25 protein-coding genes and 1 tRNA gene are annotated in these 26,188 nt (G+C 70.3%); 15 read left to right on the top strand and 11 right to left on the bottom strand.

What is annotated here, in order from left to right; translation table 11 throughout:
* The first annotated feature begins 35 nt into the window (after window positions 1-35).
* Genes NLX83_RS05615 through NLX83_RS05600 form a run of 4 tightly spaced genes read left to right on the top strand, consistent with a single transcriptional unit; the run spans window position 36 to window position 3,388 of the window.
* Window positions 36-881 (top strand): LysR family transcriptional regulator, encoded by an 846-nt coding sequence (locus NLX83_RS05615; protein WP_254233793.1) that lies wholly within the window; start codon window positions 36-38, stop codon window positions 879-881.
* A 48-nt stretch (window positions 882-929) separates the two neighbouring features.
* Window positions 930-2,222, top strand: a complete 1,293-nt coding sequence (gene eno / locus NLX83_RS05610) for a phosphopyruvate hydratase (RefSeq protein WP_254233792.1) — start codon at window positions 930-932, stop codon at window positions 2,220-2,222.
* Window positions 2,223-2,228: 6 nt separating this feature from the next.
* A complete protein-coding gene (locus tag NLX83_RS05605; RefSeq protein ID WP_254233791.1) occupies window positions 2,229-2,864 on the top strand; it encodes an FtsB family cell division protein in 636 nt (211 codons plus the stop codon).
* A gap of 5 nt (window positions 2,865-2,869) precedes the next feature.
* Complete coding sequence (locus NLX83_RS05600; RefSeq protein ID WP_254233790.1) at window positions 2,870-3,388, top strand: DUF501 domain-containing protein; 519 nt, start codon at window positions 2,870-2,872, stop codon at window positions 3,386-3,388.
* Window positions 3,389-3,539: 151 nt separating this feature from the next.
* On the opposite strand, the gene NLX83_RS05595 is transcribed toward NLX83_RS05600, so the two are convergent.
* Complete coding sequence (locus NLX83_RS05595; RefSeq protein WP_254233789.1) at window positions 3,540-5,156, bottom strand: acyl-CoA dehydrogenase family protein; 1,617 nt, start codon at window positions 5,154-5,156, stop codon at window positions 3,540-3,542.
* Window positions 5,157-5,359: 203 nt separating this feature from the next.
* Here NLX83_RS05595 and NLX83_RS05590 point away from each other — a divergent pair, with 203 nt between their 5' ends.
* Genes NLX83_RS05590 through NLX83_RS05580 form a run of 3 tightly spaced genes read left to right on the top strand, consistent with a single transcriptional unit; the run spans window position 5,360 to window position 8,156 of the window.
* Window positions 5,360-6,625: a lytic transglycosylase domain-containing protein gene (locus NLX83_RS05590; RefSeq protein WP_254233788.1), complete on the top strand. Its 1,266-nt coding sequence runs from the start codon at window positions 5,360-5,362 to the stop codon at window positions 6,623-6,625.
* A gap of 52 nt (window positions 6,626-6,677) precedes the next feature.
* Window positions 6,678-7,637, top strand: coding sequence for a Ppx/GppA phosphatase family protein (locus NLX83_RS05585; RefSeq protein ID WP_254233787.1), 960 nt, complete (start codon window positions 6,678-6,680; stop codon window positions 7,635-7,637).
* Window positions 7,638-7,643: 6 nt separating this feature from the next.
* Entirely contained in the window at window positions 7,644-8,156 is a 513-nt protein-coding gene (locus tag NLX83_RS05580; protein WP_254233786.1) for a hypothetical protein, read from the top strand.
* Window positions 8,157-8,178: 22 nt separating this feature from the next.
* Here the strand turns inward: NLX83_RS05580 and NLX83_RS05575 are convergent, their stop codons facing one another.
* On the bottom strand, window positions 8,179-9,678 hold the full coding sequence (locus NLX83_RS05575; RefSeq protein ID WP_254233785.1) for a S10 family peptidase: 1,500 nt from the start codon (window positions 9,676-9,678) through the stop codon (window positions 8,179-8,181).
* Window positions 9,679-9,765: 87 nt separating this feature from the next.
* Here NLX83_RS05575 and NLX83_RS05570 point away from each other — a divergent pair, with 87 nt between their 5' ends.
* From NLX83_RS05570 to NLX83_RS05545, 6 genes are all read left to right on the top strand, one after another.
* Entirely contained in the window at window positions 9,766-10,482 is a 717-nt protein-coding gene (locus NLX83_RS05570; protein ID WP_254233784.1) for a uracil-DNA glycosylase, read from the top strand.
* 101 nt (window positions 10,483-10,583) lie between these two features.
* A complete protein-coding gene (locus tag NLX83_RS05565) occupies window positions 10,584-11,630 on the top strand; it encodes a hypothetical protein (protein ID WP_254233783.1) in 1,047 nt (348 codons plus the stop codon).
* Window positions 11,618-12,484: a hypothetical protein gene (locus tag NLX83_RS05560; protein ID WP_254233782.1), complete on the top strand. Its 867-nt coding sequence runs from the start codon at window positions 11,618-11,620 to the stop codon at window positions 12,482-12,484. Before NLX83_RS05565 ends, NLX83_RS05560 begins: the two co-directional genes overlap by 13 nt.
* Before the next feature lie 126 nt (window positions 12,485-12,610).
* The gene (locus NLX83_RS05555; RefSeq protein WP_254233781.1) at window positions 12,611-13,936 is read left to right on the top strand and encodes an NAD(P)/FAD-dependent oxidoreductase; all 1,326 of its coding nucleotides are present in this window, start codon (window positions 12,611-12,613) and stop codon (window positions 13,934-13,936) included.
* A 319-nt stretch (window positions 13,937-14,255) separates the two neighbouring features.
* Window positions 14,256-15,401: an ATP-grasp domain-containing protein gene (locus tag NLX83_RS05550; RefSeq protein WP_254233780.1), complete on the top strand. Its 1,146-nt coding sequence runs from the start codon at window positions 14,256-14,258 to the stop codon at window positions 15,399-15,401.
* A gap of 111 nt (window positions 15,402-15,512) precedes the next feature.
* Window positions 15,513-15,589, top strand: a tRNA-Leu gene (locus NLX83_RS05545).
* 254 nt (window positions 15,590-15,843) lie between these two features.
* Here NLX83_RS05545 and pqqB read toward each other — a convergent pair.
* The 5 genes from pqqB to pqqA form a co-directional block, all read right to left on the bottom strand.
* Window positions 15,844-16,758 carry a pyrroloquinoline quinone biosynthesis protein PqqB gene (gene pqqB, locus NLX83_RS05540; protein WP_254233779.1) on the bottom strand — a complete coding sequence of 305 codons (915 nt, stop codon included), beginning with the start codon at window positions 16,756-16,758 and terminating at the stop codon, window positions 15,844-15,846.
* On the bottom strand, window positions 16,758-17,897 hold the full coding sequence (gene pqqE / locus NLX83_RS05535) for a pyrroloquinoline quinone biosynthesis protein PqqE (protein WP_374118663.1): 1,140 nt from the start codon (window positions 17,895-17,897) through the stop codon (window positions 16,758-16,760). The genes pqqB and pqqE overlap by 1 nt, the downstream gene beginning before the upstream one ends.
* Complete coding sequence (gene pqqD, locus NLX83_RS05530) at window positions 17,836-18,108, bottom strand: pyrroloquinoline quinone biosynthesis peptide chaperone PqqD (protein WP_254233777.1); 273 nt, start codon at window positions 18,106-18,108, stop codon at window positions 17,836-17,838. The genes pqqE and pqqD overlap by 62 nt, the downstream gene beginning before the upstream one ends.
* Entirely contained in the window at window positions 18,095-18,784 is a 690-nt protein-coding gene (pqqC, locus tag NLX83_RS05525) for a pyrroloquinoline-quinone synthase PqqC (protein ID WP_254236093.1), read from the bottom strand. The genes pqqD and pqqC overlap by 14 nt, the downstream gene beginning before the upstream one ends.
* A gap of 113 nt (window positions 18,785-18,897) precedes the next feature.
* Complete coding sequence (pqqA, locus tag NLX83_RS05520; protein ID WP_231950403.1) at window positions 18,898-18,990, bottom strand: pyrroloquinoline quinone precursor peptide PqqA; 93 nt, start codon at window positions 18,988-18,990, stop codon at window positions 18,898-18,900.
* A gap of 224 nt (window positions 18,991-19,214) precedes the next feature.
* Here pqqA and NLX83_RS05515 point away from each other — a divergent pair, with 224 nt between their 5' ends.
* Window positions 19,215-20,219 (top strand): PQQ-dependent sugar dehydrogenase, encoded by a 1,005-nt coding sequence (locus tag NLX83_RS05515; protein ID WP_254233776.1) that lies wholly within the window; start codon window positions 19,215-19,217, stop codon window positions 20,217-20,219.
* 45 nt (window positions 20,220-20,264) lie between these two features.
* Here the strand turns inward: NLX83_RS05515 and NLX83_RS05510 are convergent, their stop codons facing one another.
* Window positions 20,265-20,999 (bottom strand): class F sortase, encoded by a 735-nt coding sequence (locus tag NLX83_RS05510; RefSeq protein WP_254233775.1) that lies wholly within the window; start codon window positions 20,997-20,999, stop codon window positions 20,265-20,267.
* A complete protein-coding gene (locus tag NLX83_RS05505; RefSeq protein WP_254233774.1) occupies window positions 20,999-22,423 on the bottom strand; it encodes a hypothetical protein in 1,425 nt (474 codons plus the stop codon). Before NLX83_RS05505 ends, NLX83_RS05510 begins: the two co-directional genes overlap by 1 nt.
* A 386-nt stretch (window positions 22,424-22,809) precedes the next feature.
* Between NLX83_RS05505 and NLX83_RS05500 the strand changes: the two genes are divergently transcribed.
* The gene (locus tag NLX83_RS05500) at window positions 22,810-23,589 is read left to right on the top strand and encodes a Bax inhibitor-1/YccA family protein (protein WP_254233773.1); all 780 of its coding nucleotides are present in this window, start codon (window positions 22,810-22,812) and stop codon (window positions 23,587-23,589) included.
* Between the two features lie 232 nt (window positions 23,590-23,821).
* Here NLX83_RS05500 and NLX83_RS05495 read toward each other — a convergent pair whose 3' ends face one another.
* Both NLX83_RS05495 and NLX83_RS05490 read right to left on the bottom strand, forming a co-directional pair.
* Window positions 23,822-25,042 carry an acetyl-CoA C-acetyltransferase gene (locus NLX83_RS05495; RefSeq protein WP_254233772.1) on the bottom strand — a complete coding sequence of 407 codons (1,221 nt, stop codon included), beginning with the start codon at window positions 25,040-25,042 and terminating at the stop codon, window positions 23,822-23,824.
* Window positions 25,043-25,085: 43 nt separating this feature from the next.
* Entirely contained in the window at window positions 25,086-26,027 is a 942-nt protein-coding gene (locus tag NLX83_RS05490) for an SGNH/GDSL hydrolase family protein (protein WP_254233771.1), read from the bottom strand.
* Between the last annotated feature and the right edge of the window lie 161 nt (window positions 26,028-26,188).

Below are 26,188 nucleotides of genomic sequence, written 5' to 3'. Positions count from 1 at the left end.
AGCAAATGTGATTGATGGGGAGCTACCATTCGCGCATGGCCGCCGTCCTCGACATCGTCCAGCTCCGCAGCCTGGTGGCCATCGCCGACCACGGCGGATTCCACCGCGCGGCCACCGCGTTGCACCTGACGCAGTCCGCGGTCAGCCAGCACATCGCGCGGCTGGCCAAGCTCGTCGGCGCGGACCTGCTCGAACGCGACGGCCGCCAGAGCCGCTTCACCGAACGCGGCGAACGGCTCCTCGGCGAAGCCAGGTCGATCCTCGCCGCGCACGACCAGGCGCTGCGCAGGCTCGGGCTCGACCACGACGCCGCGCTGGTCATCGGCTCCAGCGAGCACGCGGCCGACCAGCTCCTGCCGGAACTGGCCGTCGCCCTGCGCGATGCGTTCCCACAACGCGAGATCCGCTTCCGCCTGGACCGCTCCGCGCGGCTGGCCGAGGCGGTCGAGCACGGTGACGTCGATCTCGCGCTGCTGCTCGGCGGGCCCTCCGGCGGGCGCAGCCGCGCGGCGGGCACGATGCGGCTCACCTGGTTCGCGGCGCCGAAGTTCGTGCCGAGCGACCCGCTGCCCCTCGTCGTCTACGCCGAGCCCTGCGTGGTGCGGCGGACCGCGCTCGCGGCGCTCAACGAGGAGCGCATCCCGCACCGGCTCGCGTGTGAGGCGCAGGACCTCTCCGGAGTGCTCGCCGCGGCCCGGGGCGGGCTCGGCGTCACGCTGCTCCCGGTCACCGCGCGCCGCCCGGAGGGGCTGGCCGAATATGTAGGACTTCCCACGTTGCGGCCCGCTCCGCTGCGGGTCAGGGCGCGTAGGGGGGCTCCGGCCGGGCTCGGCGCCGTTGCCGCGGAGGTGGTCCGCGACGTGCTCGCTCGGCACGACTAGGCTCGGCGCCTGTCGGGTCCCCAACACGCTGGTAAAGAGGGAGCGCACGTGGCGGTCATCGAGCAGGTAGGCGCCCGCGAGATCCTGGATTCGCGCGGAAACCCCACTGTCGAGGTGGAGGTGCTGCTGGACGACGGAACCCTGGGGCGCGCCGCCGTGCCTTCCGGGGCGTCGACCGGTGAGCACGAGGCGGTCGAGCTCCGTGACGGCGACAAGGGCCGTTACCTCGGCAAGGGCGTCGAGAAGGCCGTGACCGCGGTCCTCGACGAGATCGCCCCCGCGCTCACCGGCATCGAGGCCATCGAGCAGCGCGTCGTTGACCAGAAGCTGGTTGACCTGGACGGCACCCCGGACAAGTCCCGCCTCGGTGCCAACGCCATCCTCGGCGTCTCGCTCGCAGTGGCCAAGGCGGCGGCGGAGAGCAGCGGTCTCGAGCTGTTCCGCTACGTCGGCGGCCCGAACGCGCACGTGCTCCCGGTGCCGATGATGAACATCATCAACGGTGGCGCGCACGCGGACAGCGGCGTCGACATCCAGGAGTTCATGATCGCCCCGATCGGCGCGGAGTCCTTCCGCGAGGCCGTCCGCTGGGGTGCCGAGGTCTACCACTCGCTGAAGTCGGTGCTCAAGGCGAAGGGGCTGAACACCGGGCTCGGCGACGAGGGCGGTTTCGCGCCCGACCTGCCCAGCAACCGCGACGCGCTGGACCTGATCGCCTCCGCCGTTGACAAGGCGGGCTACCGGCTCGGCCGCGACATCGTGCTCGCGCTCGACGTGGCCGCCACCGAGTTCTACCGCGACGGCGCCTACCACTTCGAGGGCTCCAAGCGCAGCGCCGAGCAGATGACCGCGTACTACGAGGAGCTGGTCAAGGCGTACCCGATGGTCTCCATCGAGGACCCGCTGAGCGAGGACGACTGGGACGGCTGGGTGCGGATGACCAGCGAGCTGGGCGAGCGCGTGCAGCTCGTCGGCGACGACCTGTTCGTCACCAACTCCGAGCGCCTGGAGGAGGGCATCTCCCGCCGCGCCGCCAACGCGCTGCTGGTGAAGGTCAACCAGATCGGCACGCTCTCGGAGACCCTGGACGCGGTCACCCTGGCGCAGAGCTGCGGTTACCGCTGCATGATGAGCCACCGCTCCGGCGAGACCGAGGACACCACCATCGCCGACCTGGCCGTGGCGACGAGCTCCGGGCAGATCAAGACCGGTGCCCCCGCCCGCAGCGAGCGGGTCGCGAAGTACAACCAGCTGCTGCGGATCGAGGAGGCCCTCGGCGACGCGGCGCGCTACGCGGGCGATCTGGCCTTCCCGCGCTACTCCCCGGCCAACGGGGGCTGATGAGCCATGGCTGGGCGCGATCAGGATCGGGAGCGCCGCCGCCGCCGGACCGAAGCCGCGGCGGCGCGTCGACCGGAGCGCGCCCAGCGCAGGCTGAGCGGCTGGACCGGCATTCGAGGAGATCGCAGCGATCGCAGTGATCGCAGCGAGCGGGGCGAACGCGCGGGTCGGCCGCACGCGCGTGAGCAGCAGCCGGGCTCACCCCATCGCGGCGGACCGCCCCGCCGCACCCCGCAGCCGCGCAGGCCGAGGATGGCGCCGAAGGCGGCGGGGGCCTTCCAGCTCTCGTCCACCCGCCGGGCCGCGATGCTGGCGCTGGTGGTCTGCGCGCTGGTGCTGTCGGTCGCGGTGCCGTTGCGGACCTACATCAGCCAGCGCTCGGAGATCCGCCAGGAAACCCTGCTCCAGCAGCAGAACGCCGCCGAGGTGCGCAGGCTGGAGGAGCGCAAGGCCCAGCTGCTCGACCCCGCCCAGGTGGAGGCCGAGGCGCGGCGGCGGCTGAAGTACGTCAACCCGGGGGAGACCCCGTACGTGGTGGAGCTGCCGACCCCGGCGGCGCCGCAGGAACAGGACAACACCAAGCAGGTGGCCCCGAACAAGACGTGGTTCGAGCGCCTGTGGGAAACGATCGTCGGAGGCTGACCGCAGTGACGTCCGGAGCCGGGCACGAGCCCGCCAGCCAGGCAGACCGGGACGCGATCACCGCGCAGCTCGGCAGGACCCCGCGCGGAGTTCGTGCCGTGGCTTACCGCTGTCCGTGCGGTGACCCGGCCGTGGTGCAGACCAACCCGCGCCTGGAGGACGGGACGCCGTTCCCGACGATGTACTACCTGACCTGCGCTCGGCTGTCCTCCCGCCTGGGCACGCAGGAGGCGTCCGGCGTGATGCAGGAGATGACCGAGCGCCTGGCCCAGGACCCGGCCCTGGCCGAGCAGTACCGCAAGGCACACGAGTCCTACCTGGCCGAACGCGACGCGATCGAGTCCCTGGGCACCAAGGTCAGCGCAGGCGGCATGCCCGACCGCGTCAAGTGCCTTCACGTCCACGTAGCCCACGCGCTGGCCGCGGGCCCAGGCGTGAACCCCTTCGGCGACGAGTCCATCGAAGCCGCGGGCGAGTGGTGGAAACCCGGCCCCTGCGCCCAACGCCACTCCCCACCCTCCTGACCCAGCGCGGGTTCCCCCGTCTTCAAGTACCCCGAACCCCCCAAACGATCACCGAAAACCGCAGCTAACCCCCTTGGCTCCCTCGGGGGTTAGCTGCGGTTAGCGACCGCTGGGGAGGGGGTTGGCGGTACTTGAAGACGCCCCAACCGCCTCAGCAGGAGGGGGTGACCCGGGTGACGAGCGCGGTGGTGTCGAGGCCGCGCGGGAGCGTGCCGAAGGTGCGCGTGGTTTCCGGGCCGAAGCGGGTGGCCAGGAAGGCGTCGGACACCTCGGTCGGGGCTTCGCGGAGGAGCAGGGAGCCTTGGAGGCACAGGGCGGCGAGCTCGGCCAACCGCCTCGCGCGGGCGGGATGCGGGTCGGCCAGTTCCTTGCGGAGGTCGGCGACGCCCGCGTCCAGTCGCGCGTCGACCCTGGCGGCCAGGTCGATCTCGGTGAGCAATGCGTCCACTGTGGACGGTTCTTTGGCCATGGCGCGCAAGGCATCCAGTGCGGTGACGTTGCCCGAGCCCTCCCAGATCGAGTTCAGCGGCGCGTCCCGGTAGAGCCGCGGCAACCCGGAGTCCTCGACATAACCGTTGCCGCCCAAGCATTCCAGGGCTTCCGCCACCGCGACCGGGCAGCGCTTGCACACGTAGTACTTCGAGACCGGGAGCGCCAGCCGCAGCAGCGACCGCTCTCCGGCGTCCACCGCGCGGGCGAGGCGCATCGCGATCCGGGTCGCCGCCTCGGACTCCAGCGCCAGATCGGCCACCACCGCCGACATGAGCGGTGTGTCGGCCAGCCGGGAACCGAACGCGGAGCGGTGCGCCACGTGGTGCGCGGCCTCGGTCAGCGCCGCGCGCACCGTCGACGCCGAACCGATCACGCAGTCCAGCCGCGTCATCGACACCATCTCGATGATCGTCGGGACCCCGCGCCCCTCCTCGCCGACGCGCCATCCGAGCGCGCCCGCGTACTCGATCTCCGACGACGCGTTCGACTTGTTGCCGAGCTTGTCCTTCAAGCGCTGCAAGCGAATCGGGTTGCGCGAGCCGTCCGGGAGCACGCGCGGCAGCACGAAGCAGGTCAGCCCGCCCGGTGCCTGCGCGAGAGTCAGGAACAGGTCGTTCATCGGCGCCGAGGTGAACCACTTGTGCCCGACCAGCTCGTAGCTGCCGTCGGCCAGCGGCTTCGCCGTCGTCGTGTTCGCGCGGACGTCGCTGCCGCCCTGCTTCTCCGTCATCGACATGCCCGCCAGCAGCCCCGCCTTCGCCTCGGGCGGGCGGAGGCCGAAGTCGTAGGTGCGCGAGCGCAGCCCGGGCTCGAAGCGCTCCGCGAGCTCGGGGGAGTGGCGCAGCGCGGGGATCGACGCGTAGGTCATCGAGATGGGGCAGCCGTGGCCGGACTCGGCCTGGCTCCACAGGTAGAAGCCCGCCGCACGGGCGAGGTGCGCGCCGGGGCCCGCGTCCGGGGACCACGGCGCCGCGTGCAATCCCATTTCGACCGCATGGCCCATCAGCCAGTGCCACGAAGGATGGAACTCCACCTCGTCCACGCGATTGCCCCAACGGTCGTGGGTGCGCAGGACGGGCGGGTTCTCGTTGGCGAGCCTCCCGTGCTCGCGCGCCTGCGCCGATCCGGTGAGGCGGCCGATCCCGTGCAGCCGTTCCAGCAGCTCCGCATCGGTGATCGCGCTGGTCAGCGCGGGGTCGCAGGCCGAGGCGTCGAAGTCGGCGAGCGCGGGCGGCTGGTTGGTGACCCGGTGTGTGACGAAGTCCCCTTGCGGCATGTACCGGACAGTAACCTCGTTGTCCTGCGAGGAGAAGAGCACACCGAGTGACCGGTATACGGCACCCGGTAAAGGAGTTGTTAAGTGAATTGATACATCGGTGGGAAATCGCCGACGAGATAACGAAGACACCTCAACAACCGACCTACTTGTAGGTACGGTGGGCCCGCGGGTACGTGACGACCTTGAGGAGAGGGTGCTTGGTGGAAGCCTCCAACGCGCCGCTCGGCCGGACCGCGCTCCGCAGGGCCCGCAGGCGCCGCGTGCTGCAGAACAAGGCCAGGCGCATGGCGGCAGCCGCGACCGCGACGGCCGCCCTCGTCATCCCACCGGCGCTCGCCGGAGTCGCCGGGCTCAGCACGCTCCCGGGCACGGGGGCGGGGGACCAGGACTCCGCCTACGCCTTCGGCGACCTCCTCACCAAGCTCCGCGGTTACCCCGGTGACATCGGCGCGGGCGGCCACCTCGCGCAGAACGACTCCATCAGCCCGACGCTGCTCGACGCGCTCCGCGATCCCGGCCAGCTCAGCGACGACCCGTTCGCCGAGTTACCCGGTGGCGGCACGCTCGGCATCCCCGGCACGGTGCTCGACGCCTACATGCGCGCCGACCGCACGCTCCAGGGCACGACGCCCGGCTGCGGGCTGCACTGGTCGGTCCTGGCGGGCATCGGGCGCATCGAGTCCAGGCACGCGAACTCCTCGGTGGACATGCGCGGCAACACCATCGGCCGCATCCTCGGCCCCGTGCTCAACGGCGCCCCTGGCATGGCGGCGATCGCCGACACCGACGGCGGCAGGCTCGACGGGGACACCGTCTGGGACCGCGCGGTCGGCCCGATGCAGTTCATCCCCAGCACCTGGGCCCTCTACGCCGCGGACGGCGACAACGACGGGGTCACCAACCCGCACAACGTCTACGACGCCGCGCTGGCCAGTGGCAAGTACCTCTGCGCGGGCGGGCTGAACCTGCTCGACCCGTCCCAGCTCGTGCAGGCGGTGTTCCGCTACAACCACTCCAACGTCTACGTGCAGAAGGTGCTGCTGTGGGCGGCGGCGTACGCGACCGGCGTGAACCCGTTGCCCACCAACCCGATTCCGCCGGACGTGCTGGCGCAGGGCGCGCCGCCGGTGCCGAACCCCGTTCCGCAGCCCACGCCGGTGCCGGACCCCAACGTGCCGCCGCCGAACCCGGACCCGACCACGCAGCAGCCGTCCACGACCACGCCGACGTCGACCACCCCGTGGACGACCACCTCGGCGAAGCCGATCACGACCTCGCCCTCGACGCGGCCGACCACCACGACGCCGCCGTGCACGACGACGACCACGCCGACGAGCACGACGACCACGACGCCGCCGAAGCCCACCACCTCGACGCCGACGCCGACCACCAGCACCTGCGTCACCCCGGCTCCGCCGACCTCGAAGGCCGAGCCCGGGCCCGCGAAGACCTCGACGCCGCGCTGAGCCGCTGCCGCTACGGTGGGGCCGGGAGTCCGCCCAGCGTAGGAGGTCTGGCATGCCACGGGTCGCAGCGATCGACTGTGGAACCAACTCGATCCGGCTGCTCGTCGCCGATGTGACCGTGCGCGAGGACGGCAGCCGCTGGCTGCGCGACGTGCACCGCGAGATGCGGATCGTCCGGCTGGGCCAGGGCGTCGACGCGACCGGGCAGCTCGCGCCCGAGGCGATCGAGCGCACGCGCGCCGCGCTGGCCGACTACACCGCCGTGCTGCGCCGCAAGGGCGCCGAGCGGGTGCGGATGACCGCGACCTCGGCGACCAGGGACGCGGGCAACCGGGAGGACTTCTTCGGCATGGTGCGCGCCACCCTCGGCGCGGAGGCCGAGGTGATCAGCGGTGACGAGGAGGCCCGGCTGTCGTTCACCGGCGCGGTCGGCGACCTCGAACCGGAGGACGGGCCGTTCGTGGTGACCGACATCGGCGGCGGCTCCACCGAGGTCGTCGTCGGCACCTGGGACGGGGTGCGCGCGGAGATCACCGCCGCCCGCTCCGTGGACGTGGGCTGCGTCCGGATCACCGAGCGGTGCCTGCACGACGACCCGCCTGCCGCCGAGCAGCGCGCGGAGGCGGAGCGGGTGGTCGCCGAGATCCTGGCCGAGGCGTTCGAGGCCGTGGACGTGCGCGAGGCCCGCACCTGGGTGGGTGTCGCGGGCACGATCACCACGATCGCCGCCGTGGCGCAGGACCTGCCGGAGTACGACTCCGACCGCGTGCACCTCCACCGCATGTCGTTGGACACCGTGCACCAGGTGTCGGACCGCCTGCTGACCATGACCCACGACGAGCGCGCGGCGCTGGGGCCGATGCACCCGGGACGGGTCGACGTGATCAATGGCGGCGCGCTCGTGCTGCGCTCCCTCGCGGACCAGTTCGCCAAGCGCGCGGGCATCACCGAGATGATCGCCAGCGAGCACGACATCCTCGACGGGATCGCGCTCTCGCTCGCGGACTCCTGACCGGTGATGGCGAACCCGCTCGCCACGGCGATCACCGCGCTGGTCACGCTGCTCGGCGTCCTGCTCGGAGGCTGGCTGTCCATCCGCAACCAGGAACGCCTGCACCGCCGCGACCACGCCCGCGAGTGGCGGGACATCCGCTTGACCGCGTGCGGCGACTTCCTCACCGCGCTGAGGGAGTTCATCGCGTTCACCCTCGAACCGGGCATCACGATCACCACTGCTCCGCACCCGAAGCTCACCGGTGAACTGATGCCGTTCTTCGACGAGAAAGGCAGTCCCTACAAGGAAAAGCTCGAAGCGACCAAGACCAGGGTGCGACTGGTCTCGGAGTCCGCCGATACGGTGGCGAAGCTCAATGCCTTGGTACGCAAGGCTCGTGGCATCGCCGCCGCGCGCGCCACCCACGGGGTCGGCGAAGTTCCGCACGAGCTGTTCGAAGCCCTCTGGGCCGCGGAACGCGACTTCGTCGCCGCGGTCCGCGCCGAGGTCGGGCTTCCCGCCATCCCCATCTCCTGACGGGAATGGCGGGGAAGCGCCGCTAGCGGTTCGAGGCGGCCTTCACGAAGGCGGCCAGGTCCTTCGACTGCTGGATGCGCGAGGGCTCGTGGACGTACATCATATGTCCGGCCTCGTAGTACTTCACCTCGATGTTTTCGCGCAGCTCCTCGGGAATCTGGAGCTGCGCGAAAACCTGCTCCGCCGCGAAGTACGGCGTCGCGCCGTCGTGGTAGCCCGAAGCCACGTGAACCTTGAGGAAAGGGTTGGCGCGCATGGCTTCCGCCAGCTTTCCCGTGACGGTGACGTGGCGGTTCTCGAACTCCTTGTAGGACCAGGGGTGCACCCGCCGCGAAAGGATCTCGTAGGGCAGGTCGTTGGAGTAGCCGAGTTCTGTGCGCACGTAGTGGTTCAGCGCCGCCGCGTAGGGACCCGTGATCGCCGTCATCGACGGGTCGTGGTCGAAGGTCTCCACCCCGCCGTCGCGTTCCCAGCCGGTGAACCGACCGTCCAGCCTGCCGACGACGAGCCCGCGCGAGCGCAGCAGTTCCGTGTAGAAGCGAACGTGCTCGATGCGCAGGTTAACGCGGTCCACGTAGTCGGTGGAGAGGCCGGTCAGCGACGCGACCTTCTGTACGGCCTCGGCGCGCTCCTCCGCGGTCAGTCGCGCTCCGCGGCCGAGCGCCCACAGGAAGTCGCGCGCGGCGTACTCCTCCGCTTCGGCGAGCACGTCCGCCAGCGGCCGATCGCCGTGCAGGCCGTGGTAGTGCGCGATCGCCGCGTACGTCGGCAGGAACAGCGCGTGGGGCTGGTCGTTGCCGGGGGTGAACCGGATCGAGCCCATGTCCAGCACGCTCGAAATCAGCATGAGCCCGTTGAGGTACATGCCGAATCGCGTTTGCAGGTACTCCGCGAGCCCCGCCGCGCGCAGGGTGCCGTAGGACTCGCCCGCGAGGAACTTCGGCGACATCCACCGGCCGTTGCGCGAGGTCCACAGGCGGATCACCTCGGCGACCGTCTCCAGGTCGCCGGTGTAGCCGTGGTGGTCTCCTGGCTTCTCACCGGTCGCCGCGCGCGAGTAGCCCGTGGACACCGGGTCGATGAACACCAGATCGCTGTGCGCCAACAGGGTTTCGAGGTTGTCGGTGAGGCCGTACGGCGGCGGGGTCAGCTCGCCCGCGTCGCCGCTCAGCACGCGCTTGGGGCCGAGCACGCCCATGTGCAGCCAGACGCTCGAAGAGCCCGGACCGCCGTTGAACGCGAACGTCACCGGCCGGTCGGCCGAGCCCCCGTCCACGGTGTAGGAGGTGAAGAAGACCTCGGCCTTGGGCTTGTGGCCGTCGAAGGTGCCGTCGGTGTGCACCTCCCTGCGGAGGACGACGCGCCCCGCGGTGGCGGTGTAGTTCAGCTTGCGGCGCTTGATGGTCAGGGCGTGCCGCGTGGTCACCAGATCGTCGATGGGCTCGTCCGGCCGAGACGGGGTCTCGGTGTCGAGCTCCTTGTCGCTGGCAGCCTCCGGCTCCTTGGCGTCTTTCGCTGGCATGACGCGACCTTAGCTCGCATCGCCGTGATTGTTAGTTGAGGTCCACAACTGCTTTGTCCATCCGTTACCTGGGGCACCCTGTTCGGCGTGGACCTCGAAGCCCTCGACGCGTCGGTGATCACCTGCCGCGCCTGCCCCCGCCTGGTCGCCTGGCGCGAAGAGGTCGCCGCCGTCAAACGCGCCGCCTTCCGCGACCACGAGTACTGGGGCCGTCCCGTCCCCGGCTTCGGCCCGGCGGACGCCGCGCTGGGGATCGTCGGCCTCGCCCCGGCCGCTCACGGCGCGAACCGGACCGGCCGCATGTTCACCGGCGACCGCTCCGGTGACGTGCTCTTCGCGGCCATGCACGCCGTCGGGCTCGCCACGCAGGCCGAGGCCGTCCACCCTTCCTCGAGACTCCGCGACGACCGCCTCCGCCTCATCGGCACGCGCATCACCGCCCCCGTCCGCTGCGCGCCACCGGAGAACAAGCCCACGCCGCAGGAGCGCGACACCTGCCGCCGCTGGCTCAGCGCCGAACTGCGCCTGCTCCGCCCGACGCTGCGCGCCGTGGTCGTCCTCGGCGCGTTCGGCTGGCAGGCGCTGCTGCCGGTCCTGGCGTCCTCCTCGTGGGCCGTGCCCGTGCCCCGCCCCAAGTTCGGCCACGGCGTCCGCGTCGACCTCCCCGCCACCAACGACGGCCCTCCGCTGACCCTGTTCGGCTGCTACCACGTCAGCCAGCGCAACACCATGTCCGGCCGCCTGACCCCCGCGATGGTCGAAGCCGTCCTCACCGCCGCGAAGCACTCCGCGGGCCTCACCTGAACGTCGGCTGGCGCGAACCCGTTCCGCAAATTAAGCTGTTCCACGTGACGCGGAACGGCAGGATTTGCGGAACGCCCTTGTCAGGGCGTGCGCAAGAGCTGATGGCGTCCCTCGAACGAGCGCTTCCGCCCGACTGGTCCTTGATGGCCGAGCCGGAGCGCCGGAGCGGTGGGACGGAAGTTGACGCGCTCCTGCGCCTCAGCTCGCCGGACGGTTCGACGGCGGTGATCGTGGCCGAGGTGAGCCGCAAGCTGGAGCCGAGAGCCGTGCCGCACATTCAGGCACAGGCTCAGCGGTGGAAGTCCCTCTTCGCAGCCGACGCGGTCATGATCATCACGTCGTTCGCGTCCCCCCTGGCACGGGAACGACTCGCCGAGGCCGGTCTCGGCTGGTTCGACCAGACCGGCAACCTCCGGCTGCGCCTGGACCGGCCGAGCGTCTTCATCGACCGGCAGGGCGCCGACCGTGCCCCGTTCACGGACCCGGCCGACCGTCGGCTGAAGTCCTTGCGCGGTCCGGGTGCCGCCCGCGTGGTGCGTGGTCTTCTGGGCGCCCGGGGGCCGGTCGGAGTGCGGGCGCTGGCCGCCGATGTCGGCGTCGGGGCGGGGACGAGCGCGCGCGTGCTGGAGCTGCTGGACCGCGAAGGGCTCGTCAACCGGACTGACGCCGGTGAGGTCGAGTTGGTGCGCAAGAAGTCCCTGGTTCGACGGTGGGTTCAGGACTACGGCCTGATGACCTCGCACGAGATCGTGCGCATGATCGATCCGCGGGGAGTCGACCACGCTCTCAGCGAGCTTCGAGACCTCGGCGACGACCACGTGCTGACCGGTTCCGCGGCGGCACGGGCGTACTTGCCACCAGCGGCGCTTTCCGTCGTCCCGTTGACGGTGCTGACGGTCTACACCCGCGCACCGGGCGTGCTGGAACGAGACCTTGGTCTGAGGGCCACGGAGCGTGGGGCGAACGTGCTGCTCGTCCGCCCCTTCAACGCGGTGGTCCTGGAAGGCGCCCAGACCCGTGATCGGTTGCGGTGTGCGCCCGCCTGTCAGGTCGTGGCAGATCTCCTGACCGGACCAGGGCGATCGAGCGAGGAAGCGGAACAGCTCATGGACGTTCTGGCCACTGACGACCCCGGATGGACTTTGTGACCCACCTCGAACCGCCGCGCGAGTACATCGAGGCTCGCGCCGTTCTGCTGGACGCGCTTGATGCTCTGTCGGCTCACCTGGACGCCGTCGTCCTCGTCGGGGCGCAGGCCGTCTACTTCCACACCGGGGGCAGTGATCTCGCGGTCGCGCCCACGACGACCGACGCGGACGTCGCGCTGGCCCCGGATCTCCTGTGCGACGAGCCCTTGCTCGCCGACGCCCTCAACGCGGCGGGTTTCATCCCGGGCGCCAATCCGGGCACCTGGTGCGGCCGAAGCGGCATCCCCATCGACATCAAGGTTCCGGAGGCGCTGAGCGGGTCCGGGGGCAGGCGGGGCGCTCGGCTGGCGGTGCACGGCAACAGGGTCGCCCGTCGAACGCTCGGCCTGGAGCCCGCACTCGTCGACAGCGCGTGGCATGGGATCGCCGCGTTGGACCCGGACGATCCTCGGCGCGCTCGGCTTCGGGTGGCCGGTCCGGCGGCGCTGCTGGTGGCGAAGATCGTGAAGCTCGAGGAGCGTCGAGCGACACCGCATCGGCAGAAGCCCAAGGACGGACTCGACGTGCTGCGGCTCCTCCAGGTGATCGACATGAACGAGGTCGCCGGTCGGTTGCGGATGCTGGCGTCGGACCGGCTCGCGGGTCAGGTCACGACATCGGCGTTGAACGCCCTGGCCGAGCACGGCAGAGACGCGAACGGGCCGATCGCGTCGGCGGCCGCCTCCGCGGTCTCGGGCCTCGACGACGAGGAGAGGATCGCTGTTTCCACGACGCTGCTCATCGACGAACTGCTGCGAGCGTGCGGTGACGCGGGGTGGCGAAGTGATCACGGGGCGGTGGACCGATTCAGTTGACAGGTCCACGTGGGCGTGTGCCGCTGGCCACGTTCGCAGGGCGACCTGCGGGTTCGCCTCGCCCTGAGGGGCAGAACACGTGCGATTTGTTCAGCGTTGGCGGTGCACGGGTGCGACCATTTGTGTATGGCTGCTGTGAGGTCTCAACCCACTCGCATTCTGGTCGTCGGCGGCGGTTACGTCGGCATGTACACCGCGCTGCGGCTGCAGTCCAAGCTGAAAGCCGGGGAAGCCTCGGTCACCGTGGTCGACCCGCAGCCGCACATGACCTACCAGCCCTTCCTCCCCGAGGCGGCCGCTGGTTCCATCGAGCCCCGGCACGTCGTGGTCCCGCTGCGCAAGGCGCTCAAGCGCTGCCACGTGCTGACCGGCCGGGTCACCAAGATCAGCCACGCTGACAAGACGGCCACCGTCGAGCTGCCGGACGGCCACGTCGAGGAGCTGGGCTACGACGTGCTCGTCTCCGCGCTCGGCTCGGTCGCCAGGACGCTGCCGATCCCCGGGCTGGCCGAGCGGGGCATCGGCTTCAAGACCGTGGGCGAGGCGATCCTGCTGCGCAACCACGTGCTCTCGCGGATGGACCTCGCCGCGACCACCGTCGACCCGGAGCTGCGCCGCAAGCTGCTGACCTTCGTGGTCATCGGCGGCGGGTACGCGGGCATCGAGGCGCTGGCCGAGCTGGAGGACATGTCGCGCTACGCGACCCGCTACTACGAGAACATCAAGCCGCAGGACATGCGCTGGGTGCTGGTCGAGGCGACCGGCCGGGTCATGCCCGAGGTCAGCCCCAGGATGGGCGTCTACACCGTGGAGCGGCTCCAGGAGCGCGGGATCCAGGTCTACCTGGACACCCGGGTGAAGAGCATGGTCGACGGCCACGTGGTGCTCGACGACGGCACCGAGTTCGACTCGGAGACGATCATCTGGACCGCCGGGGTGAAGGCCAACCCGGTGCTGGAGAACACCGACCTGCCGAGGGATTCGCGGGGCCGGGTGCGCTGCACCTCCACTACCCAGATCGAGGGGCTGCGCGACGCGTGGTCGGCCGGGGACTGCTCCGCCGTCCCGGACCTCGCCAAGATCGAGCAGGACCCGCAGGCGACCTGCAGCCCGTCCGCCCAGCACGCGGTGCGGCAGGCGCGGCAGATGGCCGACAACATCGTCGCGGTGCTGCGCGGGAAGCAGCCGAAGCCCTACCGGCACAAGCACGTCGGGTCGGTGGCCAGCCTCGGTCTCTACCGCGGTGTCGCCGAGCTGTTCGGCGTGCGGGTCAAGGGTTTCCCGGCCTGGTTCATCCACCGGACCTACCACATGAGCCGGATGCCCACCTTCAACCGCAAGTTCCGAATCGTTATGGACTGGACCCTGGCCCTGCTGTTCCGGCGCGAGGTGGTCTCCCTGGGGCAGATCAACGACCCCAAGGCGGATTTTGTTCGCGCAGCTAGGAGCTGACTACAGTGCTGGGTACGGCGTGGTAGCGATCTTGTGCGGCATCCGCCGTCACGTTGGTCCGGACGGCTCGCATCGACAGCCCGGACAGTGGACGGTAATTTAAGGTTGCCTTGACATTGCGTTAGGTTGAAACCGAGACTACGCGAGGTGCATCACCTGAACGTGTGAGGCATCACACCGGAGAAGAGGTGACCGCTATGTCGATCAAGGAGTTGGCCGCCCTGGTCCGCCAGGGCAGAGCCGACGACAGCGCGCTCGCCGACTACGCCTCGGAGTACGCCAAGGCGCGGAAGGTCTTCCGCAAGAAGGACGACTAGAGATGTCGAGTGTCGGGTGGGAGCAGGAGGGCGCCCTGTTCCCACCCCACCAGCCGGTCGCCGAACCGGTCGCCCCCGCCACCACCTCTCCCCGGCCCGCTCCGCTGCTGCTGCAGGGCCAGGACTACTACTACCGATCTCCCAGCACCTGCCTGGACTTCCAGGAGCGGGTGCACGAGATGGGCCTCGTCGACGACGACGGCGACCCGGTGCCGTGCGTCCTGGTGCTCGCCAGGGCGGCCGACATGGAGATGAACGAGCTCTCCCTGGCACTGGCCGAACGCGGTATCCGGATGGCCCGCATCGACGCCGACCGCTGCCTCAACCTCGCCATGACCGTCTACACCGACGCCCCGCTGGTCGAGCTCGACCAGCGGCTGCTGCGGCCGATGCTGGTGTGGCGCAGGCACTTCGACCTGACGGCCGTCCCGGTCGACCCGCGCACGATCAACGGGTCGTACTCGGTGGACCAGTGGCGCTCGGTGGCCAACTGGCTCTCCGGCCGGACCGACTGGGAGCACGTCAACCCGACGCGGGCGACCTGCCACCTGGACCGGCTGACCCAGCTCACCGACGCGCAGTCCTTCGGCTTACGCGTGCCGAGGACCGCCGTGACCACCCAGCCCGGCCGGAGCAGGCCCGGCGGCGGCCAGTGCATCGTCAAGACCGCGGGGCACCACCTGCTCGAACCGCGGCCCGGCGCGCTGCACGGCCTCTTCCCGCGCCCGCTGGACACCAGCAGGGCGGGCGACGTCCCCGAATCGGCTCCGGTGATCGTGCAGCAGTACGTCTCCGCCGAGGGCGAGCTGCGGGTCTTCGTGGTGGGCGAGAAGCTGATCGCCTACCGGGTGGACAAGCTCGACCCGGCGCAGCTCTGGGTCGACCCGGACGCGGTGACGGTGACCAGGGCGGAGATCCCGGACACGCTGGCGCAGCGGCTGCTCGCGCTCGCGCGGCACTGGCGGGTCCAGGTGGCGGCGTTCGACCTGCTGGTGACCGGTTCGGAGCACGTCTTCCTGGAGGTCAACGTCAGCTGCGACTGGCGCTGGTTCGAGCACCGGGCGGGCAGCCCGGACGTGTCCGAGGCGGTGCACGAGTGGGTCGCGACGCGGTTCGCCGAACTCGGGGCGGCCAGGGGCGCGCGCTGATCGCACCTACCGCCGGATGGCGGGTCGGGCGCGTTACAGAAATTGGGCCTCATGGGCGACTTGTCACGTACGGCTCCCGCAAAGCGGGGTCGACGGCTTAGGCTGCCCGCTGCCCCCGTAGCCCAATCGGTAGAGGCAGGCCCCTTAAAAGGGTCAGAGTGTCGGTTCGAATCCGATCGGGGGCACCATGGAGACGCTGGCCCGAACACGCGGACCAAGATCGTCCAGAACCCTAGCAGAACCCTTCCGTCGCTGGTCAGCGCCGCGTTTCAGGGGTCACTGCACGTAGCATCCAGTGCGCTTAGTTGATCTTGGTAGCGCACTCGTTCGTGCGCACCGAACACGGATCGTGAGCCCGGTTCGCGAGGCGGGCGGCTCGGCGGGTTCGGGCGACGTCGAACCGTGTCGCACTGGGCCGACCGGGTGATCTCGATCACTGCGCTCAGAGTTCGAAGGTGGTCCCGTCCGGCGGGACCTCGACGCCCGCCGCGGCCAGCTCCGCGTGCTCCGGGGAACCCTTGTCCAGCACCGGATTCGTGTTGTTCAGGTGCGTGTAGATCCGTCGCACCCGGGGATGGGCGCGCAGCAGCTCCAGACTGCCGCCTGGACCGCCGATCGGGATGTGCCCCATGGACTTCTGCTCCCCGCCGCCGACCGCGCTCCCTGTCGCACCGGGCATCTCCTCCGCAGAGTGGAAGGTGCCGTCCAGGACGACGCAGTCCACGCCTGCCACCAGTTCGTCGAATCCCTCGGGCCAGGCCGCCAGGCAGGGCGCGTAGAGCAGCGTTCCGCCGGTCGCCGGGTCGCTGATCCGGTACGCGCACACCCAGGGCCCCTCGGCGGCGGACTCGGTCGCGTAGCGCGGGCGCTTGCCGCTCACCGGGATCGCGGTCACCAGCAGGCGCTCGCCGCCGGGCTCGACGACCTCGAACTCCGTGCCGGGCTCGGCGATCTCCCAGTCCCACTGCCGGTATCGCGCCACCACTCCGCGCACGCCGAAGTCGTGCTCCAGCGCGTGTGCGACTGCGGGCGGCGCCCACACGCGCAGCCCTCCGCCTTCGCGCAGCATCACCAGGCCGAGCGCGTGGTCCAGCTCCGCGTCGGTGAGCAGGACTCCGCTCAGCGGGGTGTCGCGCGGGCCGGGACTGGGCGTGAACTCCGGCGTGGACACGATCTGCGCTCGGATGTCGGGGGAGGCGTTGACCAGGAACCATCCGCGCCCGGTCGGGCTCACGGCGATGCAGTCCTGGGTGCGCGTGGTGACTTCCCCGGTACGGCACGCGGCGCACATCCGGCACGCGCAGTTCCACTGCGGGAAACCGCCGCCCGCCGCCGTTCCGAGCAGAACCACCTTCATCAGGCCCTCCCGGGCGCGCGCATCGTGAGTTCCACATCCACGACCGGTTGTTGGGCAAGGATTTCATCGACCAGGCCGCGGTTCGGCGAGAGCGAGCAGACCGGGTCGGTGGCGGCGGCATCGCCGGTCAGCAGGAACGCCTGGCACCGGCAGCCGCCGAAGTCGGTCTCCTTGCGCGGGCAGCTCCGGCAGGGCTCGCTCATCCACTCCGTGCCGCGGAAAGCGTTGAAGGAACTGGACGAGTACCAGATCTCGGCGAGCGGGGTGTCCACGACGGAGGACAGTTCGAGCGTCGTGATCGCGGTGGCGGCGGGGCAGGGGAGCACGGTGCCGTCCGGGGCGACGGTGAGCTGCCGCGCGCCCCAGCCGTGCATGCAGGGCTTGGGATGCGCGTCGGCGTAGTCGGCCACCACGTACACGATCTGCATCTTGCCCGCGAGCCGTTCGGTCGCCTCGCGCACGATCGGCTCCGCGGCGTCGAGCTGTTCCCGCGTCGGCATCAACGCCGTCCGGTTCCGCAGCGCCCAGCCGTAGTACTGGGTGTTGGCGAGTTCGAGCCGTTCTGCCCCGAGTCGTTCCGCCGTCGCGATCAGGTCGGCGATCTCACCGTGGTTTCGCCGGTGCAGCACGGTGTTCACCGTGAGCGGCACGCCGACTTCGGCGATCGCCTCGGCCGCGATGAGCTTGTGCTTGAACACCCGCGCGCCCGCGATGGCGTCGTTGCCGGCCTCCGACGCCCCTTGGAGCGAGAGCTGCACGTGGTCGATGCCGCGCTCGACGAGATCGGCCAGGCGCGGTGTGGTCAGGCCGACTCCCGAGGTCACCAGGTTCACGTAGCAGCCGAGGCCCCTGGCGTGGCTGACGATCTCGGGAAGATCGTTGCGCGCCAACGGTTCCCCGCCCGACAGGTGCACCTGCAACACGCCGAGATCGCGGGCCTGGTCGAGCACGGAGCACCACTGCTCGGTGCTGAGTTCCTGTTGGCGCGCGATGAGTTCGAGCGGGTTGGAGCAGTACGGGCAGTGCAGCGGGCAGCGATGGGTCAGCTCGGCGAGCAGGCCGAGCGGAGCGGCTACCTCAGCCACCGAGCACCTCCACCACGTGTCGTTCCACGAAGCGCGCCAACACGTTCTGCACATCCTCGACCCGAACACCGGAGTACGTCCCGGACAGCGCGGTGACGATCTCCGCGACGGTGCGTTCGCCGTCGCAGAGTTCGAGCACGGCCACCGCGGTCGCGTTGGGCATGACCACGCCCTCCGGGAACAGCAGCACGTGGGCCTGCCGCACCCGGTCGAAGCTCAGCCTGACCCCGCGCCGCAGCCGAGGGCGCTGCTCAACTCCGATCACGTTGTGCCCCAGCGAGTTCGAGCGCGTCCAGGATGCTCCACAGCACATCGCACTTGAAGGACAGCGCCTTGATCGCGAGGTCCTGCTGCTCGCGCGTCACGCTGTGCTTCACCACCAGGTCCAGGGTCTGCTTGCCCTCACCGGAGACCGCGTCGATCCGGGTGGTGAAGTACGCCAGGTCCGCGCGGTCGATCCAGTCGTAGTTCGCCAGCATGTCGGTGACCCGGCGCCGCATCAGGTGTCCGGAGAACATCTCGGTCAACCCGGAGGCGACCGCCTCGACCCAGGGCTTGTGCCTGGCGAAGTCCACGTAGGCGTCCACGGCGAAGCGCACCCCGGGCAGCACGTGCCGCTGGTCCAGCACCTCGTCCCGGCTCAGCCCGACCGCCTCGCACAGCCGCAGCCACTTCTCCGCGCCGCCCTCGCCGTCCGCCACGCCGTCGTGGTAGACGATGCGGTCCACCCACAGGCGCCTGACCTCGGGCAACGGGCAGTTGGAAATGATCGCGGCGTCTTTCTGCGGCAGCATGCACTGGTAGTACCAACGGTTCGCCGCCCACCGCCGCAACTCGTCCCGACTCAGGTCGCCCGAATGCAAACGATGGTGAAACGGGTGTGATCCCCAGTAATGCGGAGCCAGATCTCGTAATGCGGTTACGAATTCTTCTTCTGTCAACAGTCCAGTGCCCACCGAACTCCCCGCCCGAATAAAAACCGCGCGTGGCGACCAGACCGCCGCCAGTTCTCCGTCGCCACGCGCGGCGCTCGACCATCACCGCACCAGAGCGCTCATGCACGCGCCGCGTACGCGGTGACCTCCATCGGAGTGTCGTACTCGGTGAAGTCGGGCATGACCCACTCAAGGTGTTCGGTGTTCTCCACTGACCACTCCCGTCGATCAACTTCACATGGTGGACGTCACAACCGTAGTTCGACGGGGCGTGGAACGCCAGACCCCGGAAGAACCTTTCGGAAACTACCTTTACCTCTTGACCTGCGCATCCGGCAAGCGCTTCCCTGATTAACCGGATTCGTATTGAAGTTTATGTACCTGAATCCGTCCCCTGCGCAATCCGCGCGGCTGATGAGGCTAGCGAGGAGAGGTAATGAACCAGAAGATTGGGGCGCGTCGCGGCGTGGTCGTCGGTTCGGTGGCGGCCCTGGTGGCGCTCGGAACGCTCACGGCGGGGCACGCGGCCGCCGAGGACGTGGAACCGAGAGCGATCAAGCAGATCGTCAGCGGGTTGAGCCAGGCGTGGGCACTGGACTTCCTCCCGGACGGCAGCGCGCTGTTCACCGAGAAGAACACCGCGAAGATCCGCAAGCTAGACAAGGCGGGCAAGGTCACCGACGTGCAGAAGATCCCGGGGGTGTCGACGTCCAACGAGGGCGGACTGCTCGGCATCGCGGTGTCGCCGGACTACGCCACCGACCAGACCGTGTTCGTCTACTACACCGCCGCCTCCGACAACCGGATCGCCAAGCTCAAGCTGGGGCAGACCCCGCAGCCGATCCTCACCGGCATCCCCAGGGGCGCCGAGAACCACCAGGGCGGCAGGCTGGAGTTCGGCCCGGACGGCCACCTGCACGCGGGCACCGGTGACGCCCAGAAGGGCTCCAACTCCCAGAACGACAAGTCACTCGGCGGCAAGGTGCTGCGGATGACCAAGGACGGCAAGCCCGCGCCGGGCAACCCGAAGGCCGACTCCGTGGTCTACGCCAAGGGTTTCCGCAACGTGCAGGGCCTGGCGTGGGTCGGGAACCAGCTCTACGTCAGCGATATCGGCTCCAGCAAGCTCGACGAGCTGAACAAGGTGGAGCCGGGGAAGAACTACGGCTGGCCGACCTGCGAGGGCAGTTGCAGCACGGCGGGCATGACCAACCCGGTGAAGTCGTGGGCGACCTCCTCGGCGACGCCGAGCGGGCTGGAGTACTTCAAGGGCAGCCTGTACATGGCCTCGCTCAAGGGCGGCACGTACAAGCTGACCACCAGCGGTGCGGGCTCGAAGCTCTACACCAGCCTCGGCCGGACCCGCGCCGTCGAGGCGGCACCGGACGGCTCGCTCTACGTGATGACGCCGAGCGAGATCCACCGCGCTGACGGCAACTGACGGGGCGAACGCGGGCCGGAGTCCACAGTGGACTCCGGCCCGTCGTCACACCTGGGGTGTTGCGACGACGATCCGGTTCTCGTTGTAACCGAGATCGCCGCCGACCCAGCGCCCTCCGCAGGTCACCAGCACCAGCCGGTGCGGCCCCTGCTGGGAGAACAGCCGTTCCGCGGAGTCGGGCAGCTCGTTCTTGTGCAGCGTGACGATCTCGCTGATCTTGTAACGGAACACCTTGCTGCCGGAGTCCGACACCGTGACGTCCTGACCCGGCTCGGCCTTCCACAGCTCGTTGAACGGCCCGACCGCGCCGCGGAAGTTCACGTGACCGGCCAGCAGGATCGCCCCGTTCGCCGCGCCGAGGCCCGCGCCCCACCACGTCGCCTCCCGGACGCCCTCGGGCACCGGAAGGGTCGCGTCGGGCCCGACCTCCTTGCGCACCAACGTCGCCGTGCCGCCGCCCGGTAACCGCACCGTGCCCGGCTTCTGCCCGGACGGCGCCGGAGCCTCGGGCGCGGGCGGCGCCGGAGCGCTCACCACCCCGCCGGGCAGGCCCCAGCGGCGCACGCTCGTCGTGGAGTCGCTCAGGTCCGTCCCCGGCAGCAGCCGCACCGGCGGCCGCTCCGCGGAGTCGACCGCCTCACCGGTGACCGAGGTCCGCAGGTCCAGTCCGGCGATCCCCATCGCCACCGCGGCCGCGGCGACGACGAACAGGCCGATACCGGCCTTGGTGCGAGCACCTCGGCCGGACCAGCTGGGGTAGAGCGCCTGTTCCTTCGCCATCACCGGCGCGCGTCCCTCCTCCGCCACACCAGCAGACCGAGCGCGCCCGCGGTGGCGCCGAGCACTCCGGTCCCGGCGAGCGCGTGGGTGTCCACGCTGGTCGTGGTGGCGCCGTTGACCAGGGCCAGGTCGCCGAGGTCACCGGCGGGGATGGTCTTCGGCACGGTGATCTTCGGTGTGTTCGGCTTGTTGGTCATGGTCAGCGCGAGCGTCGCCCCCGGAGCGAGCTTGCCGCACACGGACGGCGGTGCCGCGGGGTCGAAGCCCTCCTCGTACCCGGGCGCGGGGGCCACCTCGATGAGGCACGCCTCCTGGGGCGTCTTCAGGTCGGCGATGGTCACCACCCCATCCTGCCCGGTCTGCAGCACCGCGGGCTTGCCGTCCGCGCCGACGAGCTTCGAGCCGTCCTGCTTGACCAGTGCCGAGGTCCTGTCCGCCGCGGTCACCCGCAGCGCCACGCCCGCGACGGCCTTCGCGGTCGCCGCGTCGATCTTGCTGAGCTTGACCACGCCGGGCGCGGTGCGGGCCGTGGTCTCCGCCTCGGCCTTCGCGGTGCTCTGCCCACCGGTGGTGATGATCTGCTGCGCCTTCGGGTTGGACGGGATCAGCAGCACCGGGTCGGCGTTCGGGTTCTCCACCGAGGCGGTCAGCTTCGGCGCCTCGCCGGTGGGGGTGAGCGCGATGCTCAGCGGCTTGCCGTCCTTCGGGGTCCGGGCGGCTTCCCCGCCGCCCAGCGTCCCGTCGGTGGCCGCCAGCTTCACCGGGACGTCGCCGACCGGCTTGCCCGTCGCCGAGACCACGGTCAGCTGCCACTTGCCCGGCTTGCCGATGATCTGGTCGCCCTTGGGCGCGGTCAGCTCGACCTTCCACGGCCCGAAGTGCGCGTCCGCGTCCTCGCGCAGCGCCCGCACGGAGGTCTTGGCCTCCTCGGTGAGCCGGTCGAAGTGGAACTTCTCGTCGTAGCCGACGGTGTCGAAGGTGTTGCCCGGGTCGAGCCTGCCCGGGTCGGTGGTGCCCGAGGTCCACACGTGCAGCACGTGCGCGAGCGCGGCTGCCTCGTGCGCCGCGCTGGTGTCCTGGTTGCGCAGCAGCAGGTAGGAGATCTTGGCCGCGACGTCCTTGCCGAGCGGCTCGCCCCACTTGTTCGTCAGCGGACCGTTCGCCTGCGTGTACTCGGTGCCGTCGTCGGGCACGTTGAGCCCGAAGCGCACGCACCACACCTGCTTGCCGCGCCAGTCGTAGGACCCGAGCCAGTCCTTCGGCTCCGGGTTGTTCTTGTAGGGCTGGGCGTCGGTGTGCTGCCCCAGCTTCTCTCCGGACGCGCCCGCGACCGCGGGCAGTGCCAGCGATCCGGCGATGGTGAGCAGTGCGCTCGCGGTGATTCCCGCGAGCAGCCTGCGGTGGCCCAGCCGTTGGCCAGACATACGGCTCCTCGGTTGATCTTGATGCCGATCAAGTGCGGCACCCGCGACGATGGTTTCCGCACCCCAGACCGGTCACAAGCCACCGTCGGGGCGACAACCCGAGGAGGACAACGTGCGCGTTGCGTTGGTGAATTAGCACATTCGGGCTAATTCGCTGGTACACCCAGTCGTATCAAGATCCACGAATGGCCGCTGGAGATCGACACGTACCGCCGGTATGTGGCGCAGCGGACATCGAAGAATAAAGATCAGCGTCGTTTGATCGGACCCGGGGGTGCCGCCCGGTCGCCGAGAGTAAAGTCGCCTTTAACCGTCCCGGGAACCCCACCGCGTCGACCGACGTTGTACTCGGCGGACGGTGTGAAACACGTTCCTGGAGGACTGAGGTGCGCACTTCGAGCAACCCGGCGTTCCGCAACCTGCCGAGCAGCGGCGGATACGCCTCGTTCCAGCACGGTGGCCAGGCCACCGGCTACGACCCCTACCCGTCGGCGCCCCCCACCGCCGAACGGCCGATCACCGTGGACGACGTGGTCATCAAGACCACGATGTCGCTGGGAACCGTGATCCTCGCGGGTGTGCTGACCGCGATGAGCGGCCCGGCAATGCTCGGGCTCGCGCTGCCCGCCGCCCTCGTCGGCATCGGCATCGCGCTGTTCATGTGCTTCCGCCCCAAGCCGAGCGGTGCGCTGACGCTGATCTACTCGGCGGCCCAGGGCATCGTCCTCGGTGCGATCACCGTGATGGTGGAGCGCTACGCGGGCCCCGGCCTGGGCTTCCAGGCGGTGGTGGGCACGGCGGCGGTGTTCGTCGGCATGCTGATCGTCTACAAGACGGGCGCCATCCGGGTCACCCCGCGCCTGACCAAGATGGTCGTCGCCGGTGTCATCGGCGCCGGTGTGCTGATGCTGGCCAACCTGCTGGTGGGCTTCTTCAACCCGGGCGGCCTCGGCATCCGCAGCGGCTGGCTGGGCATCGGCATCGGTGTGCTGTTCATCGTGATCGCGGCGTTCACCCTGCTGTTGGAGTTCGACCAGGCCGACGAGATGGTCCGCGCGGGCTACCCGGCCAAGTGGGCCTGGTTCACCGCCTTCGGGCTGGTGGCCTCGCTGGTCTGGCTCTACGTCGAGATCCTGCGCCTGCTGGCCCTGTTCCGCGAGGAATAAGGCACTCCGCACGACGCACTCCGCACGACGACGCGCAACGGCCCCGGTCACTCCGACCGGGGCCGTTCTCGTCGCCAGGGTTCCCGAGTCTTCAAGTACCCCGAACCCCCGGTTCGATCACCGCAAACCGCCCCCAACCCCGAGCGCGCCTCCGGGGTTGGGGGCGGTTTGAGACTGCTGGAGCGGGGGTCGGGTGTACTTGAAGACCACCGAACCCGCCGGTGTGGTGCGGTCAGCTCAGGCGCTCCAGCACCATCGCCATGCCCTGGCCGCCGCCGACGCACATCGTCTCCAGGCCGAACTGCTTGTCGTGGAAGCGCAGCGAGTTGATCAGCGTGGTGGTGATCCTGGCCCCGGTCATGCCGAACGGGTGGCCGACCGCGATCGCGCCGCCGTTGACGTTGAGCCGGTCCAGGTCGATGCCCAGCTCCTGGTAGGACGGGATGACCTGGGCCGCGAACGCCTCGTTGATCTCGACGAGGTCGATGTCGCCGACGGACATGCCCGCCAGCGCCAGCGCGCGCCTGGACGCCTCCACCGGACCGAGGCCCATGATCTCGGGGGAGAGACCGGAGACGCCGGTCGAGACGACCCGGGCCAGCGGGGTGACGCCCAGCTGCTCCGCCTTGGTGTCGCTCATGATCACCAGGGCCGCGGCGCCGTCGTTGAGCGGGCAGCAGTTGCCCGCGGTGATCCGGCCGTCCGGGCGGAACACCGGCTTGAGCGTCGCGGTCTTCTCGTAGGTGACCCCGGCGCGCGGGCCGTCGTCGGCGCTCACCACGGTGCCGTCCGGCTTCGTCACCGGGGTGATCTCCCTGGCCCAGAAGCCGTTGGCGATCGCCTGCTCCGCCAGGTTCTGCGAGCGGACGCCGAAGTGGTCCATCTCCTCGCGGCTGACGCCCTTGAGCAGCGCCAGGTTCTCCGCGGTCTGGCCCATCGCGATGTAGACGTCCGGCACCGCGCCGTCCTCGCGCGGGTCGTGCCACTGGCCCGCACCTTGCTCCGCTACCTGCTGCGTCCGGGCCTCGGCTTCGGCGAAGATCGGGTTGCGGGTGTCCGGCCACGCGTCGGAGTTGCCCTTGGCGAAGCGCGAGACCATCTCCACGCCCGCGCTGATGAACACATCGCCCTCGCTCGCCTTGATCGCGTGCAGCGCCATCCGCGTGGTCTGCAGGCTGGAGGCGCAGTAGCGGGTCACCGTGCAGCCGGGCAGGTGGTCGTGGCCGAGCAGCACCGAGACCACGCGCCCCAGGTTGAAGCCCTGCTCACCGCCGGGCAGGCCGCAGCCCAGCATCAGGTCGTCGATCTCGCGCGGGTCGAGCTGCGGGACCTGGCCGAGGGTCGCGGTGATCACCTGCGCCGCGAGGTCGTCGGGGCGGACGTCGACCAGCGATCCCTTGCCCGCCCGGCCGATGGGCGAGCGCGCGGCGGCGACGATCACGGCTTCTGGCATCGCAGGACTCCTTCATCCGAGGCGGCAGCCCCGACCCTACCGGTCAGTAACGCCCATGGTGGCGGTGCGACCGCTTGATCCGCGCCGCCTCGATCCGCGCGGCTATCCGCCTGCTCGGCCGCATCGCCTCCGCCGCGGCCGACCGGGTCGGCGGATCGGCTATCGGCCCGCCCTGCCACACGCCGATGGCGCTGCACAGCGCGGGCAGCAGCACCTCGACGCAGATCAGATAACCGGCAGCGGAGGGGTGGAAGCGGTCCGCGCTGAACAGCTCTGCCGGGCGGGTCAGGAACTCCGGCGAGAGCAGGTCGGCGAGCGGGACCGGGACCCCACCGGCCTTCTCGATCGCGCGGTGCTGCGTCTTGGCCAGCAGCAGGCTCCACGAGCGCACCAGCGAGCGCAGCGGCTGCGGGATCGGCCGCACCGCGCCCAGGTCCGGGCAGGTGCCGGCGACCACCGCCGCGCCCGCCGCGCGCAGCCTGCCCACGTGCTTCTCCAGCAGCGCCGCCGAGGTCCTGATCGGGATCTGGGTGGTGACGTCGTTGCCGCCGATGATCACCAGCGCCAGGTCGGGCGGCCGCCGCAGCGCCAGGTCCACCTGCCCTTCCAGCTCCCGGCTGGTCGAGCCGCTGACCGCGTAGGTGGTCAGCTGGACCGGCAGCTCCGACTCCTCGGCCAGTCCCTTGGCCAGCAGCACCGAGGGCAGGTCCGCCGGGGTGTCCACGCCGAGTCCGGCCGCGATCGAGTCGCCGATCACCGCGAAGAGCAACGGGGGCTCCGGCACCGCGGGATCCTCCGGTGCCAGCGGTCCCTCGCCGGTCGGCAGGTACACCCCGTCCGCCCGCGGCGGTGGCGCCTCGGGCAGGCCGATGATCCGCCGCGCCCGCCGAGACTGCTCGTTCAACAGGCTGTACACAGCGCCGGAGAGCCCGCCGAGGGCTCCGGCGGCCGCCGCCGCGATCCGCAGTGCGCGCAGACCAGCCACTGCCGAGTACCTCCCTCCGCCCGCCGACCCCGACCACCGCTGACGAGTATCGGCCGACTCCCCCAGAAGACGCAGAACTCGCCGCCGATTGTTCCGCATCGGGCCCGAACGGGGCACCGGTCGGCCACGACCGCCCATACCGGACTTCGCGCTGGTGGTGG

This window comes from Allokutzneria sp. A3M-2-11 16, from assembly GCF_024213555.1.
Lineage (GTDB): Bacteria > Actinomycetota > Actinomycetes > Mycobacteriales > Pseudonocardiaceae > Allokutzneria.
The sequence above is the reverse complement of the archived record's forward strand: the minus strand, read 5'-3'. Positions and strand labels throughout refer to the sequence as shown.

Excerpts from the sequence above, each read along its gene's own strand:
- NLX83_RS05585 (WP_254233787.1), top strand. The coding sequence starts at position 6,678 with ATGCCACGGGTCGCAGCGATCGACTGTGGAACCAACTCGATCCGGCTG.
- NLX83_RS05575 (WP_254233785.1), bottom strand. The coding sequence starts at position 9,678 with ATGCCAGCGAAAGACGCCAAGGAGCCGGAGGCTGCCAGCGACAAGGAG.
- NLX83_RS05550 (WP_254233780.1), top strand. The coding sequence starts at position 14,256 with ATGTCGAGTGTCGGGTGGGAGCAGGAGGGCGCCCTGTTCCCACCCCAC.
- NLX83_RS05565 (WP_254233783.1), top strand. The coding sequence starts at position 10,584 with ATGGCGTCCCTCGAACGAGCGCTTCCGCCCGACTGGTCCTTGATGGCC.
- NLX83_RS05605 (WP_254233791.1), top strand. The coding sequence starts at position 2,229 with ATGGCTGGGCGCGATCAGGATCGGGAGCGCCGCCGCCGCCGGACCGAA.
- NLX83_RS05580 (WP_254233786.1), top strand. The coding sequence starts at position 7,644 with ATGGCGAACCCGCTCGCCACGGCGATCACCGCGCTGGTCACGCTGCTC.
- NLX83_RS05515 (WP_254233776.1), top strand. The coding sequence starts at position 19,215 with ATGAACCAGAAGATTGGGGCGCGTCGCGGCGTGGTCGTCGGTTCGGTG.
- pqqE (WP_374118663.1), bottom strand. The coding sequence starts at position 17,897 with ATGTGCAGAACGTGTTGGCGCGCTTCGTGGAACGACACGTGGTGGAGG.
- pqqB (WP_254233779.1), bottom strand. The coding sequence starts at position 16,758 with ATGAAGGTGGTTCTGCTCGGAACGGCGGCGGGCGGCGGTTTCCCGCAG.
- NLX83_RS05495 (WP_254233772.1), bottom strand. The coding sequence starts at position 25,042 with ATGCCAGAAGCCGTGATCGTCGCCGCCGCGCGCTCGCCCATCGGCCGG.
- NLX83_RS05615 (WP_254233793.1), top strand. The coding sequence starts at position 36 with ATGGCCGCCGTCCTCGACATCGTCCAGCTCCGCAGCCTGGTGGCCATC.
- NLX83_RS05560 (WP_254233782.1), top strand. The coding sequence starts at position 11,618 with ATGGACTTTGTGACCCACCTCGAACCGCCGCGCGAGTACATCGAGGCT.
- NLX83_RS05510 (WP_254233775.1), bottom strand. The coding sequence starts at position 20,999 with ATGGCGAAGGAACAGGCGCTCTACCCCAGCTGGTCCGGCCGAGGTGCT.
- NLX83_RS05505 (WP_254233774.1), bottom strand. The coding sequence starts at position 22,423 with ATGTCTGGCCAACGGCTGGGCCACCGCAGGCTGCTCGCGGGAATCACC.
- NLX83_RS05555 (WP_254233781.1), top strand. The coding sequence starts at position 12,611 with ATGGCTGCTGTGAGGTCTCAACCCACTCGCATTCTGGTCGTCGGCGGC.
- NLX83_RS05595 (WP_254233789.1), bottom strand. The coding sequence starts at position 5,156 with ATGCCGCAAGGGGACTTCGTCACACACCGGGTCACCAACCAGCCGCCC.